Origin of the sequence: Zhouia amylolytica (assembly GCF_900116365.1) — a bacterium.
In the GTDB taxonomy this organism is placed as follows: Bacteria; Bacteroidota; Bacteroidia; order Flavobacteriales; family Flavobacteriaceae; genus Zhouia; species Zhouia amylolytica.
Genome location: NZ_FPAG01000005.1, coordinates 295,402 through 314,723 on the forward strand (window position 1 = coordinate 295,402; position 19,322 = coordinate 314,723).

General features: G+C 36.4%; 15 protein-coding genes. 4 read left to right on the forward strand and 11 right to left on the reverse strand.

All coding sequences use genetic code 11. The features are described 5' to 3' along the window. Position 1 precedes the first annotated feature (1 nt). Positions 2 to 1,255: an NAD(P)/FAD-dependent oxidoreductase gene (locus BM361_RS09920; RefSeq protein ID WP_074978564.1), complete on the forward strand. Its 1,254-nt coding sequence runs from the start codon at positions 2 to 4 to the stop codon at positions 1,253 to 1,255. Between the two features lie 63 nt (positions 1,256 to 1,318). On the opposite strand, the gene BM361_RS09925 is transcribed toward BM361_RS09920, so the two are convergent. Both BM361_RS09925 and uvrA read right to left on the reverse strand, forming a co-directional pair. Next, positions 1,319 to 2,179 carry an AraC family transcriptional regulator gene (locus tag BM361_RS09925; protein ID WP_038262781.1) on the reverse strand — a complete coding sequence of 287 codons (861 nt, stop codon included), beginning with the start codon at positions 2,177 to 2,179 and terminating at the stop codon, positions 1,319 to 1,321. 16 nt (positions 2,180 to 2,195) lie between these two features. Further along, positions 2,196 to 4,979 (reverse strand): excinuclease ABC subunit UvrA, encoded by a 2,784-nt coding sequence (gene uvrA / locus BM361_RS09930; RefSeq protein ID WP_074978566.1) that lies wholly within the window; start codon positions 4,977 to 4,979, stop codon positions 2,196 to 2,198. Between the two features lie 281 nt (positions 4,980 to 5,260). On the opposite strand from uvrA, the gene BM361_RS09935 reads away from it, so the two are divergent. Beyond that, the gene (locus BM361_RS09935) at positions 5,261 to 5,842 is read left to right on the forward strand and encodes an RNA polymerase sigma factor (protein WP_038262787.1); all 582 of its coding nucleotides are present in this window, start codon (positions 5,261 to 5,263) and stop codon (positions 5,840 to 5,842) included. Between the two features lie 229 nt (positions 5,843 to 6,071). On the opposite strand, the gene nth is transcribed toward BM361_RS09935, so the two are convergent. Beyond that, the gene (nth, locus tag BM361_RS09940) at positions 6,072 to 6,734 is read right to left on the reverse strand and encodes an endonuclease III (protein ID WP_074978567.1); all 663 of its coding nucleotides are present in this window, start codon (positions 6,732 to 6,734) and stop codon (positions 6,072 to 6,074) included. 98 nt (positions 6,735 to 6,832) lie between these two features. Here nth and bcp point away from each other — a divergent pair, with 98 nt between their 5' ends. After that, positions 6,833 to 7,291, forward strand: coding sequence for a thioredoxin-dependent thiol peroxidase (gene bcp / locus BM361_RS09945; RefSeq protein ID WP_074978568.1), 459 nt, complete (start codon positions 6,833 to 6,835; stop codon positions 7,289 to 7,291). A gap of 68 nt (positions 7,292 to 7,359) precedes the next feature. Here bcp and BM361_RS09950 read toward each other — a convergent pair whose 3' ends face one another. The 8 genes from BM361_RS09950 to BM361_RS09985 all read right to left on the reverse strand — a co-directional run bounded on the left by BM361_RS09950 (position 7,360) and on the right by BM361_RS09985 (position 15,803). Continuing rightward, on the reverse strand, positions 7,360 to 8,346 hold the full coding sequence (locus tag BM361_RS09950) for a Gfo/Idh/MocA family protein (protein ID WP_074978569.1): 987 nt from the start codon (positions 8,344 to 8,346) through the stop codon (positions 7,360 to 7,362). Further along, positions 8,339 to 10,060: a sodium:solute symporter family protein gene (locus BM361_RS09955; RefSeq protein ID WP_074978570.1), complete on the reverse strand. Its 1,722-nt coding sequence runs from the start codon at positions 10,058 to 10,060 to the stop codon at positions 8,339 to 8,341. The genes BM361_RS09950 and BM361_RS09955 overlap by 8 nt, the downstream gene beginning before the upstream one ends. Positions 10,061 to 10,168: 108 nt before the next feature. After that, entirely contained in the window at positions 10,169 to 12,712 is a 2,544-nt protein-coding gene (locus tag BM361_RS09960; RefSeq protein WP_074978571.1) for a PIG-L family deacetylase, read from the reverse strand. Between the two features lie 74 nt (positions 12,713 to 12,786). Next, positions 12,787 to 13,323 carry a mechanosensitive ion channel domain-containing protein gene (locus tag BM361_RS09965; protein ID WP_074978572.1) on the reverse strand — a complete coding sequence of 179 codons (537 nt, stop codon included), beginning with the start codon at positions 13,321 to 13,323 and terminating at the stop codon, positions 12,787 to 12,789. 5 nt (positions 13,324 to 13,328) lie between these two features. Further along, positions 13,329 to 13,916 carry a Maf-like protein gene (locus tag BM361_RS09970; RefSeq protein ID WP_074978573.1) on the reverse strand — a complete coding sequence of 196 codons (588 nt, stop codon included), beginning with the start codon at positions 13,914 to 13,916 and terminating at the stop codon, positions 13,329 to 13,331. 14 nt (positions 13,917 to 13,930) lie between these two features. Beyond that, a complete protein-coding gene (locus tag BM361_RS09975; protein ID WP_038262811.1) occupies positions 13,931 to 14,467 on the reverse strand; it encodes a KdsC family phosphatase in 537 nt (178 codons plus the stop codon). Then, the gene (locus tag BM361_RS09980) at positions 14,448 to 15,215 is read right to left on the reverse strand and encodes a Rossmann-like and DUF2520 domain-containing protein (protein WP_074978574.1); all 768 of its coding nucleotides are present in this window, start codon (positions 15,213 to 15,215) and stop codon (positions 14,448 to 14,450) included. Before BM361_RS09980 ends, BM361_RS09975 begins: the two co-directional genes overlap by 20 nt. Before the next feature lie 198 nt (positions 15,216 to 15,413). Then, positions 15,414 to 15,803, reverse strand: coding sequence for a hypothetical protein (locus BM361_RS09985; RefSeq protein ID WP_074978575.1), 390 nt, complete (start codon positions 15,801 to 15,803; stop codon positions 15,414 to 15,416). A 218-nt stretch (positions 15,804 to 16,021) separates the two neighbouring features. Here BM361_RS09985 and ccsA point away from each other — a divergent pair, with 218 nt between their 5' ends. Next, positions 16,022 to 19,240, forward strand: a complete 3,219-nt coding sequence (gene ccsA, locus BM361_RS09990; protein WP_074978577.1) for a cytochrome c biogenesis protein — start codon at positions 16,022 to 16,024, stop codon at positions 19,238 to 19,240. Positions 19,241 to 19,322 lie beyond the last annotated feature (82 nt).

Sequence of the window (19,322 nt, forward strand, 5' to 3'; positions counted from 1 at the left end):
TATGGGGAGAAAATCAGTACATATTGTAGGTGGCGGAATTATTGGTTTATGTTCTGCATGGTATCTTAATCAACAGGGTTTTGAGGTAACTATTATTGATAAAGGTGACCTTACCGATGGAGCTTCCCATGGAAATGCGGGCATGGTTGTACCTAGTCATGTGATTCCCCTGGCATCACCGGGTATGATCTCACAGGGTATCAAGTGGATGTTTAACAGTAAGAGTCCTTTTTATGTTAAACCTCGCTTAGATTTATCTCTGCTGCAATGGACCTATAAGTTTTATAAGTCTTGTAATGAAGGTCATGTAAAAAAGGCCATGCCTTTTTTATTTCACCTGAATGAATGGAGTAAAGAGCTATATCAGGAATTTGTAGCACATCCTGAATTTAATTTCAATTTTCAGAAAGATGGTCTGCTCATGCTTTATAGAACGGCGCATCAGGAAGAAGAAGAGAAAGAATTGGCTGAGAAGGCACATCATATTGGTTTAGATACTCAGGTATTGAATAATTCCCAGTTAAAAGAATTAGATCCTCATATTAATTCAGAAGTAAAAGGTGGGGTCTATTTTCCTGGAGATGCCAATTTGCATCCTAACAAATTTGTAAAGCAGTTAACCACTGTTTTAAAGAAAAATGGGGTCGTAATTCAAACTAATACAGAAGTGGTAGGCCTGGAGGAGCATAGAGGTAAGGTACATTCCATTGTACTTGAAGGAGGACAAAAAGTTGCGGTAGAGAACCTGCTTGTAGCCGGAGGAGCCTGGTCTGCTCAGATTCTAAAAAAATCAGGCCTAAAGATATATTTACAGGACGGAAAAGGATATAGCGTAACTTTTAACTCCTTGGCTAATAAACCGAAAATTCCGGCGATTTTGACCGAGGGTAAAGTAGCTGTATCTCCCATAGGGGATGAACTAAGAATAGGAGGAACTCTAGAACTTGGAGGAATGTCTACAAATATTAATCAAAATAGACTTGACGGAATATTTGAATGCCTGCCAAAGTATTATCAGGAAATTGATATCGATACTGAACAGAAGAAGAAGGTGTGGTATGGTTACAGACCTTGTACTCCTGATGGTATGCCCTATATTGGAAAAGCAGATACTTGTAATAATCTCTATGTGGCTACAGGCCACGCCATGATGGGAGTTAGTATGGGACCGGCAACTGGTAAGCTAATAGCAGAAATTATCTCTGATACCAAGCAATCTATGGATACCAGTATGTTTCGTCTTAACAGATTTTAATTGAATTTTAGGTTGGTTAGATAAGAAGCCTTTGTTAGTTTTTAAACTGGCACTGGCTTCTTCTTATTTGAGTTGAATAGAGCGATATTGAGAAGGCGTTACGCTTTTTACCTTTTTGAATTGACGATTGAAATTTGAAAGATTTTTAAAACCTACATCATAGCAAATATTTTCAATAGTGTTATTCTCATTTAGGAGTAGATTACACGCAGATTCTATTCGCAACTCATTTAAAAATTCCACATAAGTTTTTCTGGTGTGAAGTTTAAAATATCGGCTGAATTGGGATCGACTTAAATTGGCTACTTCGGCAATATCATCTATTTTAATATCATCTTCCAGATGATTAAAGGTGTAGTTTATGATGTCATTTAATCGAAGCCCGTCTTTTTCCTGAATTGAAAAGCGATAAACATCAGAGTTAATGAAGCTTTTGGAAGCTTTGTTAAGTACTGATAATATTTGGAGTAATTGAATTATTAATTCTTCTTCTTTTTGTAAAGGCATTTTTAAAATCTGCTGATGAATAGCTTTTTTTAATGGGCCTTCAATTAAAATACCTCTTTTGCTTTCTTGTAGCAGCGTGTGGATGTTTTTTAATTCAGGAATATTAAAAAAATTTTGACCAAAAGAGTTAAGGTTAAAAAAGAGAGATACTGAATAAACACCTGTTGAAGCTTCAGAAAAATAGGGCTTTGCGCTTTTCATTAAATGCGGAATATTGCTGCCTAATATAAAAGTATCACCAGGTTTAAACTGGGTCATATTATTACCACTGTACAAAATACCCTCACCTTTTTCAATAGTGGTAATTTGAAACTCCGAATGATAATGAAGCCGATCATAAAAGTGTAATCCTTCATCGATTTGAACTCTTAAGGAAGAATTCTCAGATTTGGGTATTTTAAATGGAATCGGTTTCATTTAAATCATGTATGAATTATGAATTTAATTTTTCTTTTAAGTAGGTTGCTGTATAGCTGTTTTTATTTAAACTAACCTCCTCAGGGGTGCCACAGGCAACTAATTCGCCTCCTTTTTCACCTCCCTCAGGACCAAGATCGATAATGTGATCTGCACATTTTATGAGTTCGAGATTATGTTCAATAACTATGATAGAGTGCCCCTTTTCAATTAAGGCTTCAAAGGATGTTAAAAGCTTTTGTATATCATGAAAATGTAATCCCGTAGTTGGCTCGTCAAAAATAAATAATGTTTTTTCCTTCGAATTTCCTTTCACCAAAAATGAGGCTAACTTAATTCTTTGAGCTTCTCCTCCTGAAAGCGTTGATGAACTTTGTCCAAGTGTTACATAGCCTAATCCAACATCCTGAAGTGGTTGAAGTTTATTAACAATCTTCGATTGATCAAACTTATGGAAGAAGGTAATGGCATCATCTATAGTCATGTTTAATACATCATCGATGTTTTTATCCTCAAATTTAACTTCGAGAATTTCCTTTTTGAATCGCTTGCCCTTACAAGTTTCACACTCCAGGTGTACATCTGCCATAAATTGCATTTCGATGGTTACCTCACCTTCACCTTTACAGGTTTCACAGCGACCACCATCAACATTAAATGAAAAATGTTTGGGTTTATAACCTCTTAATTGAGCCAACTTCTGATCTGTAAAAAGACCGCGAATATCATCGTATGCTTTTATGTAGGTAACCGGATTACTTCGCGAGGATCTTCCGATTGGATTTTGATCCACAAACTCTACTGAAGAAATTGAACTGTATTTTCCGCCAATTTTAGAGAAGTGTCCTGCCTTTTCACCATAGCCACCTGTTTCTTTTAGAATTGTCGGGTATAAAATCTTTTTGACTAAAGTACTTTTTCCACTACCCGAAACGCCTGTCACCATGGTTAACATTTGTAATGGAAATGTAACATCTATATTCTTTAAGTTGTTCTCTCTTGCTCCTATAATCTCAATATATTCTTTAGAAGAACGTCTTTTTTGAGGAACTTTTATCTCTAATTGTCCATTGAGATATTGGGCGGTTAATGAGTCGCTTTTTAAAATTTCATTGTATACCCCTGAAGCAACTACATTACCTCCGTGCGTCCCTGCCTCAGGACCAATATCAATAATTTCATCAGCGGCCTTCATGATGTCTTCATCATGCTCGACTACAATAACGGTGTTCCCCAGATCTCGAAGAGATTTTAAAACTTTAATGAGTTTTTCAGTATCCTTTGGATGTAATCCTATACTAGGTTCGTCAAGGATATACATCGATCCTACCAGGCTGCTTCCTAGGGATGTAGCTAAATTAATTCGCTGTGATTCACCTCCTGAAAGCGTGTTAGATTTACGGTTAAGCGTTAAGTAATCCAAACCAACATTCGATAAAAACAGCAGGCGATTGTTGATTTCTTTTAATAGGCGTGACGCCACTTGTAAGTCGTATTTATTTAATTTTAAATTCGAAAAGAAGGCAGCTAAGGTATGTAGAGGCATTTCTACTAGGTCGGTAATGGTTTTATTGCCAATCTTTACATAATTTGCTTCTGGTCTGAGTCTTTTACCCTGACACGTCGTACATTTGGTTTTACCACGATATCGTGAAAGCATTACCCGATTCTGGATCTTATAACTCTTTTCTTCCAGCTCAGAGAAAAACTCATTGAGTCCAACAAAGTATTTATTTCCTTTCCAAACCAGTTCTTTTTGTTCTTCAGAAAGTTCAAACCATGGTTTATGAATAGGGAAATCAAATTTATAAGCATTATTAACCAATTGATCTCTATACCAGCTCATGCTTTCTCCTCGCCAGGGGAATACACAATTTTCATATACGGAAAGTCCTGAGTTTGGAATAACCAAATCCTGATCAATCCCTATGATATCACCATAACCTTCACAGGTTGGACAGGCACCATATGGGTTGTTAAAGCTAAACAAATGAATATTTGGTTCCAGAAACTGCATACCATCCAGTTCAAACTTATTTGTAAAATGAGTTTGCTTTCCAGATGGTAGTTCTTCAATGATACATTCGCCTTTCCCTTCAAAAAATGCGGTACTGGCAGCATCTGCAAGTCGGTTGAAGAAATCTTCATCTTTTCGAACCACTACACGATCCACCACCAAAAGAAAGTCATGGTCAATTTCTTCTTCAATAGTATCGATCCGTACGACTTCACCTTTATACTTTATTCTTGCATAACCCTGCTGGGATAATATCTTGAGCATCTGAAGCATACTTCTATCCTCAGGTATATGTACCGGAGCCATTAAAAGTAACTTACTACCATCATTATAGCGTTTTACATAATCTACGACATCAGTTACAGTATGCTTTTTTACTTCTTTGCCTGATACAGGGGAATGGGTTCTTCCAATACGTGCGTATAAGAGTTTCAGGTAGTCGTAGATCTCTGTAGTAGTCCCTACAGTCGATCTTGGGTTTGTTGAATTTACTTTTTGTTCAATGGCAATAGCCGGAGCGATCCCTTTTATATAATCAACTTTTGGTTTATCCAGACGACCCAAAAATTGTCTTGCATATGACGAAAGACTCTCTACATATCTTCTTTGTCCTTCGGCATAAAGTGTGTCAAATGCCAAGCTCGATTTACCCGATCCCGACAGGCCTGTGATAACCACAAGTTTATTACGGGGAATAGCAACATTTATATTTTTAAGGTTGTGTAGTTTGGCACCTTTAATAATTATATTCTGCTTCGGGTCTAACGTAAGTATATCGGTCATAATAGTTTTCAAAAAAAAGTAAATACCATTTTCATGGATTTAAAATTGAAAATAGATGAAAACCACAAAGATAATGATCTATTTCCTGCTTTAAAAGCAGCTGGGCTAAACAAAAAAATGTTAAAAAGTAGCTGTGAAATTTGTGTTTTTTAAGAATATGTTTTTATATTTGAGTAGTTAACCGTCTAAACAAACACGCCTATTTAACAAAATTACTTTTTTATTACATATACGTTAAAGTACGTAGTATAAGCCCTAATCTTAAAAAAAAGTAATTTTGTATGGAACAATTACCCAAAGACTCTACCCTTATTAGACGATACCTACAAGGAGAAGAACAAGCATTAGAACTTCTAATTAACAGACATTCTCAACGAATTTATAGCTTCATTTTTTCAAAGGTATGCGATCGAGACATCACTGAAGATATTTTTCAGGAAACTTTTATAAAGGTTATTCGAACTTTAAGAAAAGGAAAATATAACGAAGAAGGTAAGTTTGTCCCCTGGGTAATGCGTATTGCTCAGAATTTGGTAATTGACCATTTTAGAAAGAATGGACGTATGCCTAAGTTTGAGGGAACAGACGATTTTAATATTTTTTCCGTTTTGGGAGATTCTTCCTTGAATGCAGAAAGGCAAATTATAAAAGATCAGGTTGAGCAGGATGTTCGTGCATTAATCGAAGAACTACCCGACGATCAAAGGCAGGTGCTTATTATGCGTATGTACAAGGATATGAGTTTTAAAGAAATTGCAGAAACCACAGGAGTGAGTATTAATACGGCACTTGGAAGAATGCGTTATGCAATAATCAATATGCGAAAGATAATTGAGAAAAATAAAATTATTTTAACGAATTAAAACAATAAAGCATTAGTAGCCACGTTGATAAGGTATAATATTTAAAAGATCAATATGGCAAATTTTTACTCAAAAGAATTTTCAAACACCACAGAATTAAAACCTAATAGAGAGACAATAGATTTTCTGTTGAATTACTCTAGAGCTTTAAGTGTTATTAACTACAAAGATATTCAGTTTGAAAATATTTTAAACTAAATGACTGTGTAGCAAAAAAGGCCCGTTATTATTAGCGGGCCTTTTTTGTTTTATAATAGTCTTGTATAACGGTCTTTCTGCCAATTGTATTCGTGATAATATCCTTATCCAAATCCCATCCTCTTGCTGGCGAATATTGTCGGCCGTACCATATTATCTGCAGATGTAAAGAATTCCATTTTTCTTCAGGAAAAAGCCTTTTGGCATCTTTTTCGGTCTGTACGACATTTTTACCATTGGTTAGCCCCCAGCGGTACATTAATCTATGTATATGGGTATCTACAGGAAACGCAGGTATACCAAAAGCCTGACTTACCACTACACTCGCTGTTTTGTGTCCGACTCCAGGAAGGGTTTCCAAAGTATCTATATCTTGTGGTACCTCACCATTATACTTATCTATGAGTATTTGTGATAATTCAGAAATGGCTTTAGATTTTTTAGGTGAAAGTCCGACAGGTTTAATGATATCCCTGATTTCTTCTACAGGAACCTTAGCCATTTGATAAGGATTGTCGGCTCGGTCAAAAAGGATAGGAGTAATTTGATTGACTCTTACATCGGTGCTCTGAGCTGATAACAATACAGCAATTAAGAGGGTATAGGGATCTTTATGATCTAAAGGAATTGGAATTTTCGGATATAATTCCTCCAGTTTTTCAATTACAAAGTCAACTTTTTCTGCTTTCGTCATGTTTTATATAAATTTGCTGGAAATGCTGAAGAACAAATTTGCAATTTTTATAGAAATTAGTTCTCTTTAATTTTGAAAAAACTTAAAAAAAATAGCTTATGAACACATTAAAGCCAGGAGATAAAGTTGCAGACTTTACCGTAAACGATCAAGATGGAAATAAGGTGTCTTTATCTGATTTTAAAGGTAAAAAACTGATTGTTTTCTTTTATCCAAAAGCAAGTACACCAGGCTGTACGGCAGAAGCTTGTAATCTAAGAGATCATTATAAAGAATTACAAGATAAGGGATACGAATTGTTAGGAGTAAGTGCCGATTCTGAAAAGCGTCAATCTAATTTTAAAAACAAATATGAATTTCCTTTCCCTTTACTCGCAGATGAAGAAAAGGAAGTCATTAATATTTTTGGAGTTTGGGGGCTTAAGAAGTTCATGGGGAAAGAATACGATGGAATCCACAGAAAGACCTTTATTTTAGATGAAAATGGGGTAGTGGAAAGGGTGATCGACAAAGTAAAAACAAAGGATCATGCAGCCCAAATTTTAGAGGATGCTTAAATAAAATGTTCTGTAAATAAAAAAAAGCATCAGTGGATTCCACGGATGCTTTTTTTTATAGTATAATTTTATACAGGGTACTCAAGTCCTATGAGCTTTCTGATCTCGTCCAAAAGACTAATTAATTGTATGCTAAAATCGTAGGTCATAATTGGACTTTCCTTTTTATTTTTTAAAAGGAGTTGGTTGAAATGAGCTATCTCATAACTGAAGCCTTTGGTGGTGTATCCAAAATCGAGCGTCTTTTGTTCGTTGTTTGCCTCGATTGTTACGGTGGTAGGGCCATAAAAGCCTTCATTTATTTTGATTATACCATGTTCACAATAGAATGTTGCGGTTGTAGGTGTATCTTTAATAATGGTGCTATGTAAATATGCTTCAGACCGATTATTATAAGTAAACTTAACACTGCATTCAGTGTCAATTCCATTTTTATAAAATTTAGCCGATGCATTTACTTCTTTAGGAATTCCTAAGGCAGATAAGGCTATGAATACAGGATAAATACCAATATCTAACAAGCTTCCACCTCCGAGATCTTTATTATACAATCTGGAGTCAGCATCAAATTCACTACTAAATCCAAAATCGGCTTCCAGTTTTTGAACCGTTCCAAACTCTTTGCGGTTAATAAGATCTAAAACATAGCGATAATGAGGTAGGAAATAGGTCCATAGTGCTTCCATTAAAAGAACATCGTGCTCCCTGGCAGTTGCGATCATTTCCAGTACCTGATCTTTGTTCATCGCGAAGGGTTTTTCACATAACACGGCTTTTTTATGTTTTAGACAGGCAATGGTATATTCTTTATGATGCGTATGCGGGGTAGCGATGTATACCGCATCAATTTGCTCATCGGCAATTAATGATTCATAAGAGCCATATGCGTGTTGAGCATGATGCATTTTAGCAAATTCCTGGGCCTTATTTAGATCCCGGGAGGCTACACCATGAAGACATCCATTGCTAACGGTAAGTAAATCCGTTGCAAAGGATTGGGCTATATTCCCCAACCCGATGATACCCCATCGTATTTTATGATCTGTATCAGGCATTACGACGCTTTGGTGATATGAGCTGAAAAATAAGAGCCATAAGAATAACCAGGATGCAACCTATGAAGTTCAACCATAAATAGCTTAGCATTTCTTCACCTTCAGGCTGAATGCCAATGGCGAAATAATACGTAACAATAACTACTATTTGAGTGATAATGGCTGAAATAAAAGTAGCGTTTCCCCGAATAAACTTAATAAAGAAGGCAATTAAAAATATGCCCAATATATTTCCATAAAATATAGACCCTATAATATTGACCAATTGAATCAGGTTTTCAAATAGCGATCCGAAGTTAGCAAACATAATAGCTATAAAACCCCATAACAAAGTAAACCACTTCGAAGCATTCAGGTAGTGTTTCTCAGTCTGTTCCTTTTTCTGGTACCGTTGGTATAAATCAATAGTAGTTATGGTTCCTAATGCATTTAATTCAGATGCAGTTGAGGACATGGCAGCAGATAAAATTACGGCAAGTAATAAACCAATCAGTCCTTTAGGGATATTATTCAGAATGAAATGGATAAATACATAATCCTTGTCATTGGTTTCAAGATCTTTATCTACGGTATTTATAATTTCTTTTGCTGAATTGCGATAGTCTTTTTCTTTTTTATTAATTTCTTGAATATGTTCTTTGGCCTTCATGGTCATATCAAAATCTTTTACATCCAAAACGGATGCGAAATGATCTTGAGCGATCTTTTTTTCTCGTTCAAGCTTTTGATAATCTTTTTCCAGCAATCTGTATTCCTCAGCTTTTTCTGATTTCAATACGGCTTCCGTGGCAGCAGGGTTGAAATTTAAAGGCGCATGATTAAATTGATAGAAAACAAATACCATAGCCCCTACCAACAGTATAAAAAACTGCATAGGAACTTTGAAAAGTCCATTGAATATAAGTCCAAGTTGACTTTCCCGAACTGATTTTCCCGAAAGATATCGTTGAACCTGACTTTGATCTGTTCCAAAATATGCTAAAGCAAGAAACAATCCTCCTGTAATTCCACTCCAGAAGGTGTACCTGCTCGAGGTGTCGAATGAAAAGTCGACAATATTAAGTTTATCGTTGGCTCCTGCAATTTTTAAGGCTTTATAGAAAGTAATATCATTTGGAAGGTAGCTTAAAATCAAAAAGAAAGCCACGAACATTCCGGTCATGATTACAAACATTTGTTGTTTCTGGGTAACACTAACAGCCTTTGTTCCTCCTGAAACAGTATAAATAATAACCAATACCCCAATAATCAGGTTGAGTGTTTTCAAGTCCCAGCCCAAAACAGCAGAAAGAATTATAGATGGAGCAAAAATGGTAATACCGGCAGCCAGTCCGCGTTGAATCAAGAAGAGAATTGCGGCCAGGGATCGGGTTTTTAAATCGAATCGGTTTTCCAGAAATTCGTAGGCTGTATATACTTTTAGTTTGTGGTAAATAGGAACGAACACCATGCATATGATGATCATGGCCAGAGGAAGTCCAAAATAAAACTGAACAAACCCCATACCATCATGAAATGCCTGACCCGGAGTAGAGAGGAAGGTGATAGCACTAGCCTGAGTCGCCATTACGGATAGTCCTACAGTCCACCATTTGGCTTCATTACCACCAAGAATATAATCATTTACATTCTTACTCCCGCGGGTTTTCCAATAACCATACCCAACAATAAATAATAATGTCCCCGATAATACAATCCAATCTATTTCTTCCATAAACTAGCGATTCCCGGTCATTATTAGGTAAAAAACAATAATATAAATAGCGTTGGCAACCAATACTAAGGTGTACCATTTTTTCCATTCAAATTTATCTAGCATCTATTAACCTTTAATTTTTTTATCGTCTGTTTTAACCTGTTCCTTACCAATTGATAACATATTGGTGAATAATTTGTATGCACCAGGAACACCTGCCGGCAGCTCTCTAAAGAAGCTAAGTCCCGTATAAATATAATAACCTTTTCCGTAAGGAGCGACTAACAAACTTCCTTTTTTAGCAGATTCACCTTTGTCGTTCATGGATAAAATTGGAGAAAATTCTGCTCCCCATTGATTAGGGAAATACAATCCTCTTTCCTGTACCCATCCATTGAAGTCATTTTGGGTAATTTTATTAGGGAAATTTATTAAAGAATGGTTTTTTGCTATAATGTTTACCTCTGAATTTTCGTCAGTTACCCTGTCTCGCGAAAGTTTTAGTTCGTAAGGAGCTAGGTTTTTAACAGGAAAGTCACCGCCCCTCCAGGTGGTATTGTATTGAACAATAACAGTACCTCCTTGCTTAACATACTCCAATAAAAATGACTGTTTGAATTTTAATTCATCCACGATATTATAGGCTCTGATTCCAACCACTACAGCATCAAATCGTTTTAAATTTTCAGCATTTATGTCTTCTGGTGCAATAGTCATTACATTATAACCAATTTGCTGTAAGCTTTCAGGCACAGCATCACCTGCACCAACAATGTATCCAATATTTTCCCCGGCTTTTTCAATGTTTATACGAACTACCTTCGCCTCCGATGGCATGAGGACGGTTTGCGTAGGGATATGATCATAAGCAATCTCGGTTAAAGCTCCTGAATAAGCATCTCCATTAATCCGCACGAGAGGTTTAATGGTTGCGACATTTTCATTTGAAGGCGGAGTAACATTAAAGGTTACTGCTTTTTCTTCACCTTTATTCTTGATATTGAAATTAATAACTGCCGGATGTACTTCCCATCCTTCCGGCAGGTCTAGAGAAATTATACCTGTAATATTATCCTTAACTGCTCTCACCTTTAAGGAAATGTCTTTCGGTTGTGCATCTGAAAAGATATTGACTTTGTTTTCAAATGCTGCGGCTACAGGGGGTAAAATTTCAAATGGTTGATAAACTTCTCCCTTGGCCGGATCAGAATATTTATAAATAACATCTTTTACAATTGGGAGGGTAATAGAATTATCAAATACTAAATTAAAGGTTACGGATAGGGCTCTTGGTGTTTCAGGCTTCCCTATTAAGTTTTGGTCTTTTACCATATACATGCCTAACTCAGCTTTTTTTGTAAGCCAATAAGGAGCTGTATACGATAAGGTATCAGGTAAGACAACTTCCAATTCGATGTCTTGTTTCTCATTGTTGTTGAGCGGGGTGTTAAGCCCTTGTTGAGAATTGTTCAGATTGGTGCTGATACTTTTTAAAATTATAGCGGAATCACTTCTGTTTATGGCTTCGATTGAAAGGGTGATTTGATCTCCCGGGTTGGCAGAAACATCATTTGCAACCGCTTCCAGGTATAGTCCTGCACAAGCGGTAATGATTTGTTTGATCTCTTTTAATTTGAGAGCTCTCCAGTAGTCATCTTCAATTTTATTGATATGTCCATAGGCATTTAAAAGATGGGGTAGATGAGAGGATGGATCTTTAAAATTAAAGTTCTCCTCAATCTTACCTAATATTTTCCCAATAGCTTCACCATTTTTAACCCTGCTCCAAGTGGTATTAATACCCTCAAATAAATTGGTTTTGTCTTTAGGCATATCGCCTTTGAGGAATTCCAGGTATTCAGTTTGACTTCCTCTTGAACCCATACTGCCAAAACCTTGAGAGCGGTGTTGACTTCTACTTAAGGCGGCTATTTCATTATTGGAAACTCCGCGTAGTGGGTAATAATTACCAATTTCAAATTCTAATAAATTGGTTTTATCTGCCTTTTCAAAGTTCTCCTGACTTCCATAAAACCACCATGAGGTGTTAAAAAACAAACGCTTGGGTTGCCAGGGAGCGGTATAGTTAAGTTGATCTGAAAATTTATCCGGGTTCGCTGCTAAGTCATAAGCTTCAAAACTTAACATTGCTGAGGAGGTATGATGGCCATGGGTGGTACCGGGTGATCGATGATCAAATCGGTTGATAATAATATCGGGTCTGAAATTACGTATCGTCCACACCACATCTGATAAAACCGCCTCTTTATTCCAAATGGCCAGTGTTTCATCCGGATGTTTTGAGTAGCCAAAATCATTCGCACGCGAAAAAAACTGTTCACCACCATCAATTCTTCTTGCGGCCAATAACTCTTCAGACCGAAGTACGCCAAGGAGTTCTCTTAACTCAGGGCCAATGAGATTTTGCCCACCATCTCCACGAGTTAAGGAAAGGTAAGCGGTACGAGCTTTTAAATCGTTTGATAAATAAGATATCAGTCGTGTGTTTTCGTCATCAGGATGAGCTGCAATATACAGGGCGGAACCTAAAAAGTTAAGTTTTTGAATGGCTTCAAAAATTTCTGTGGCGTTATATTTTTTTGGTTGTTGAGCAATTAAATTGGATGCAAATAATAGACCAGCAAAAAGAAAAAGTATAGTTTTTCGCATAAAAGTTGGTTTGTGTAACTCTTCCAAATATAGGAATTATGATACCTAAACCTATTGTTTTAGAAATTCTTTAACTAAATGCTGTCAATAGCATCATCCTGGCTGTCTTTTTCAATTTTCGTAACGCCAATTTGAAGAAAAAGGTTGTTGGGATAGGTAATAAGTTCCCCTTCATCAGTACGCAAGTGCATATGGAATGCTTTGATGTCTTCTATAATTCCCTCTGTTGGAAAATCTTTATTAAGTATTTTAATACGATCTCCTATTTTATACGGAAATGAAAAAAACAGAATGACCCCCGCAGTTATATTACTAAGAATCGACCATTGTGCAAAAAGAGCAACACCGATTACCGCAAAAACGGAAGATAGAATAAGACCAAGGTCATTAAAGTTAACCCCCCATATCAAACTCAAGATGGCCGCGAGCATTATAGACAGGGAAACATTGATGTATTTAATTATCAGAGTAGTTCGTGCGGTGTTAAAGTCACTAAGCTCACCAACCTTTTTCGCTGCTTTATGAAATATAAAACGCACAATCACTAAAATTACGATGGTAATCAGTGTTTGTAAAATTTCTTCACGATAGGTGGTTAAGAATACGTCCATATGAGTTATTCGACGATGGTTTTTAAAGTTTTATACAACAAATGTACAGGTAAACCTACGACATTAAAATAAGAACCCTCGATTTTTTTTATTCCTACGAGACCGATCCACTCTTGTATTCCATAAGCTCCTGCTTTATCAAAAGGCTGATAGTTTTTTATATAATAGTATATTTCTTCGTCAGTAAGTGCATTAAAATAAACCTTCGTTATGGCGTTAACCGTTTTTTGCAATTGTTGCGTTGTAAAACAGATAGAGGTTATCACCTCGTGAACTTCACCCGATAGTGAACGGAGCATTTCGAAGGCTTCTTTTTCAGTCCCGGGCTTTCCTAAAGCCTTACCTTGATGCCAGACGATAGTATCTGAGGTGATTAATATATCCCGTTCTTTAAGAGTGTCTTTTAAAGGCAGGGCTTTAAGTTGCGCTAAAAAATCAGGAATATCGCTATAACGAAGCCTCTCCGGGCAAATCTCTTCGACAGGTTTTAATCGAATTTCAAAATCAAGTCCTAAATCTTTAAAAAATTTATGACGCCTTGGTGAGCCGGAAGCTAGAATCAGGTGATGGTTTTTTAAGAGGTCGTTTAGCATAAAAAATTTATTAATTAATCATATTGAGCATCTTTTTCATCCTCACCATTCCATTTGCCCTGAACTTTTAAAACTTGTTCAATAATATCTCTTACACAGCCTTTACCTCCTTTTTTGTGAGAGATGTATTTTGAAATTTCTTTAATTTCAGAAGCTGCATCATTAGGACAACAAGGAAGCCCAACCAATTTCATCACCTCCAAATCAGGAATATCATCTCCCATATACATGACATTTTCAGCTTTGATTCCATAAATGTCCATGTATTCATCCATTTGTTCAGTTTTATGGTGAGTTCCCAGATAAATGTCTGTTACTCCAAGACCTTGCAGACGTTTACGAACTCCTTCGTTGCTACCTCCTGAAATGATACAAACATTATAACCTTTTTGAACAGCTGTTTTCAATGCATACCCATCACGGGTAGTCATTTTTCGTAACATTTGTCCATCGGTCATAATTAATACGGTGCCATCTGTTAAAACACCGTCTACATCAAAAATAAAAGTAGTAATATGCTCCAGATACTCTTTATAACTTTTCTCTTCCATACAATGCTATTATAGAACGAGTCATTAACTCGTATATTTCTTTTTGAGATTTATTTGATAATTGTTGAAGTTGCGAATTTATGGTTTTTTGATCAGATCTTCTTGCAGGACCAGTTTGCGCTTCTTTTGGATTCATTGTCTGAATCTTTTTTGCCGTTTCTTCAATAAGCGGATGTAAAATTTCAAATGGGATATTATTTTCTTTACAAATCTCACTTCCAATATGATACAGGTGATTGGTGAAATTATTGACAAATACGGCAGACAGGTGAATTGCCTTTCGTTGTGCAGAGTTGATATGAAACACTTTGGGTGATATAGCACGTCCAAGTTTTTCTAAAACCTTCAAATCTTCTTCATTTTCAGCTTCTATACACAATGGAATTTGTTGAAAGTCTACTTCCTTTTCTTTTGAAAAACTCTGAAGAGGGTAAAAAACTCCTGCTTTGTTTGTTCTTTCAATAACCTCTATGGGCATGCTGCCTGAAGTGTGTACAACCAGACGGTCTGTAAAGGGTAATTGCTTAGAAACCTCGGCAATAGCATCATCTGAAACAGCTATAATGTAAATATCGGCTGTAGTCAAACTTTGTAAATCGTGGATACATCGGTTGTTCATTTCATCTGAAACCGACCCTAATTCACTCCGGCTGTAAACCTGAACAACCTCGATGTCTTCCGTATTGCGAAATGCTTTATACAGGTGCGTGGCTAAATTGCCAGCCCCAATGAGTGCAACTGTTGTCATGCTGCTAAATTAAGCATACTAATTTATTTTATGTATAGGTATAAATAATAAAGAATCTGAAAGGAACTTCACGCATGAGTTTAAGAAAATTAATTATTAATACGAGCGCGGTCGAAACGTATTCATACGATATTAAAAATAATTCTCGACTGCGCTCGCACTAACAGCTTCCATAGCGATAGGGAGCCAATTTAAATTTTACGCACAAGATACAGTAATAGAGTGTGTGTGGGCATCATCGCTAGAAGATGTAACTGTTATAGAATCATTACCTTTTAACGAACTAAAGTTTGATGCCGTGATGATTACCGTGTGATTATGATCGGCACTACCTTCAATGTTATAGGTTTTTTCTGTACCAGCTTCAACATCTTCTTTAGACACGGTTAAAGTATGTCCATGATTTCCACCGATGGACGAATTGGTGCCATTTTGAAGACAATTGGCTGTTGGGTCAGGCGTAGGATCAGGATTTGGGGAAGGGCTTCCACTATCATCAGAGCCGGATGAACAGCTCAGATAGGCATAGGCCGGTAATGCAATAAACATTGCCGCCAATGATTTTTGAATAAAAGACTTCCTGTCCATTTTTAAAGTTTATAAATGTTGATTATAGGTTCTAAAGAAAAGGAAGTAGTTACAGCTTTAGTATTAAAGATACAAAAAACCTTACAGAACTTTACATTTTAATCTTTTGTCACTTAGGAAGAAATGATTCTTTAAGTATTGTTAATATCTATGAGAATCCATATATATACCCTATTTTTGCACACTGAAATTCGAATCAGAAACTTATTTTTACTTCAATGGTAGACCTTCTTAAAAAAACACTCTTCTCTACACGATTAATGGCTGTTTTATTTTTTGTTTTTGCCGTAGCCATGGCATTCGGAACATTTATCGAGAGTTGGTATAGTACAGATACTGCCCGCATCTGGATTTATAATGCTTGGTGGTTTGAAGTCATTATGGTACTTTTTGTAATAAATTTTATCGGAAATATTAAGAAGTACAAACTTCTTAAATGGGAACAATGGCCGGTTTTATTACTTCATTTGTCTTTTATATTAATCATTTCAGGAGCATTTGTTACCCGCTATATTAGTTTTGAGGGGATGATGCCGGTAAGAGAAGGTCAGTCGGTTGATTATATTTTAACGCACAAAACCTATTTGTCAGCCATGGTAGATGGTGAAATGAATGGAGAAATGCGAAGAAAAATGCTGCAAGAAGAGGTGTTACTAACTCCAGAAGCGGAAAAATCAAGTTTACCTTGGAGATCGGATTTCAACGGGCAGCCTTTTAAAATATCTTATGCAGGTTTTATTAAAGGAGCTGAAGAAGGTTTGATCGAAGATGAAAATGGCGATACTTATTTAAAGATTGTTGAAGCAGGTGGAGGTGAGCGTCATGATCACTATTTGAAAGAGGGAGAGATTTCAAGTATACATAATGTTCTTTTTGCATTCAACAAACCTACAGATGGTGCTATTAACATAAATATTACTGATACCTTAAGTACTATTAAATCGCCTTTTGAAGGAGAGTATATGCGTATGGCAGATCAGGCCCAGGGAAAACTGGTAAAAGATAGCTTACAAACACTTCAAATGAGATCGCTCTATTCTACTGCAGGTATGCAGTTCGTTTTTCCAGAACCTCCGGTTAAAGGGCATTATGGCGTTGTAGAGGCCAAAGAGAAGCATGAAAATATGCAAGATGCAGTCATTGTAGATGTAACCGTTGGTAATGAAACCAAACAAGTGAAATTGTTAGGAGGGAGAGGGTTTATTAATGATCCTAAAACGATACAATTGGGTGGACTCGATTTTCATTTGTCATATGGCTCAATACGTCATCAATTACCGTTCAGTATTAAATTAAACGATTTTATTGCTCAAAAATACCCAGGTACCGAAAAAGGATATGCATCATTTGAAAGTAAGGTAACGGTTCAGGATGAACGTCCATTCGATTACCATATATATATGAACCATGTATTGGATCACAAAGGTTATAGATTTTTCCAGGCAAATTTTGATCCTGATGAAAAAGGTTCGGTTTTCTCTGTGAATCATGACTATTGGGGAACCTGGATAACCTATATTGGCTATTTCTTGTTATATGCAGGATTAATGGGAATCATGTTTTTCGGTAAAACCCGCTTCAGAGAACTCGGAAAAAAACTGGAGAAGGTCAAAAGCAAAAAAGCAGCACTAACGGGAATGTTAGCATTTATGTTCATGCTTAATGGGTTTGCTCAGGAATCTCATCAACATACAGAAGAACATGTGCATACGACCGCCGAAGACCAGCATGCACATAATTTAACACCATCAAGTACACAGGTAGACTCGGTGCTGAATTCAAGTATTGTATCCAAAGAACATGCTGATAAGTTTGGTCGTTTGGTGATTCAGGATGATGGAGGCCGGATGAAGCCTATCAATACTTTTGCTGCTGAGATGTTCAGAAAGTTGCACAAGAGTAATACTTTTAAAGGTATGGATCAGGATCAAGTGATGCTATCCATGATGAAGAACCCGTCGCTGTGGTATCATGTAGATTTTATTTACGTAACCAAAAAGAATGATAGTATACGTCAGATCATTGGGGTGCCTTCTGAACAGGAATTTGTGAGAGCCACAGATTTTTTTGATCAGAAAGGGACTTATAAGTTAGCTCCTTATTTACAGGAGGCCTATGCTACAAATACACCAAACCAGTTTCAAAAAGCTTTTAAAGAATTTGATTTGAAACTTGGGTTATTAAACAGGGCCTTAAGTGGGGAGATTTTAAAAATATTCCCATTGACTGATAATGAAAATAATAAATGGATCTCGAGAACTGAATTCAATACAGGTCAATTCAAGGTACAGGATTCCCTTTATGCTAATTTCATTAATAACTCGATACCATATTACTTGATGATGTTACGTCAGGCTCAAACAACTGGCGATTATGCTGAAGCAGATAAAATGCTCGAGGCTTTTAAGCAAAATCAAAAAAATTACGGAGGAGAGGTTTTACCATCTGAAAATAAAATCAAAGCGGAAATTCTCTATAACAAGATCAACATCTTTCAGAAATTGATGATGTACTATTTATTAGTAGGATTGTTGATGTTTGTTTTGATTATCACACAGATTTTTAAAGATGCCAAATGGACTCAAAAGTTCATTACCGGAGGAAAGTATGTGTTGTTTGCCCTGTTTGTATTGCAAACAGCAGGCCTGGCTTTTAGATGGTATATAAGTGGTCATGCTCCCTGGAGTGATGCCTATGAAAGTGTTATTTATGTAGGATGGGCAACCATGGGTATGGGACTGTTATTTGCACGAAAAAGTGATATGACAGTTGCTGCCACTGCTTTTGTTACCGCAATAATTCTGTGGGGGGCTCACATGAATTGGCTTGATCCTTCTATTGCAAATCTTCAACCTGTACTGAATAGTTATTGGTTAATGATTCATGTTGCTGTTATAGTAGGTAGTTATGGTCCTTTTACTTTAGGAATGATATTAGGGTTGGTTGCTTTGTTACTTATAATTTTTACCAGTAAAAAGAACAAGAAAAAGATGCAGTTGGCCTTACAAGAAATAACAATTATCAATGAACTTGCGCTTACGGTAGGTTTAGTGATGCTCACCATCGGAAACTTCCTGGGTGGTCAGTGGGCTAACGAAAGCTGGGGTAGATACTGGGGATGGGATCCTAAAGAAACCTGGGCACTTATAAGTATTATGGTCTATGCATTCGTGATTCATATGCGATTAGTACCTGGATTAAGAGGACGTTGGGCCTTTAATTTTGCAAGTGTTTTAGCTTATGCAAGTATCATGATGACATACTTTGGAGTGAACTTCTATTTATCAGGACTCCATAGTTATGCAAGTGGAGATAAAGTGATTACACCTAACTTTGTTTACTATAGTGTGGCTGTGGTAGCTGTGATAGGTGCTATTAGCTACTGGAAAGGTAAGAAGTACTATAAAAATGGGAATGGCGTTAAGGTGAAGAAATAAATAGATTATAAAGATATAAAAGCCGCTTTTTAGCGGCTTTTTTTATGGTAGATGTAATAAGGAAATACCTGTTGCTAAAGGT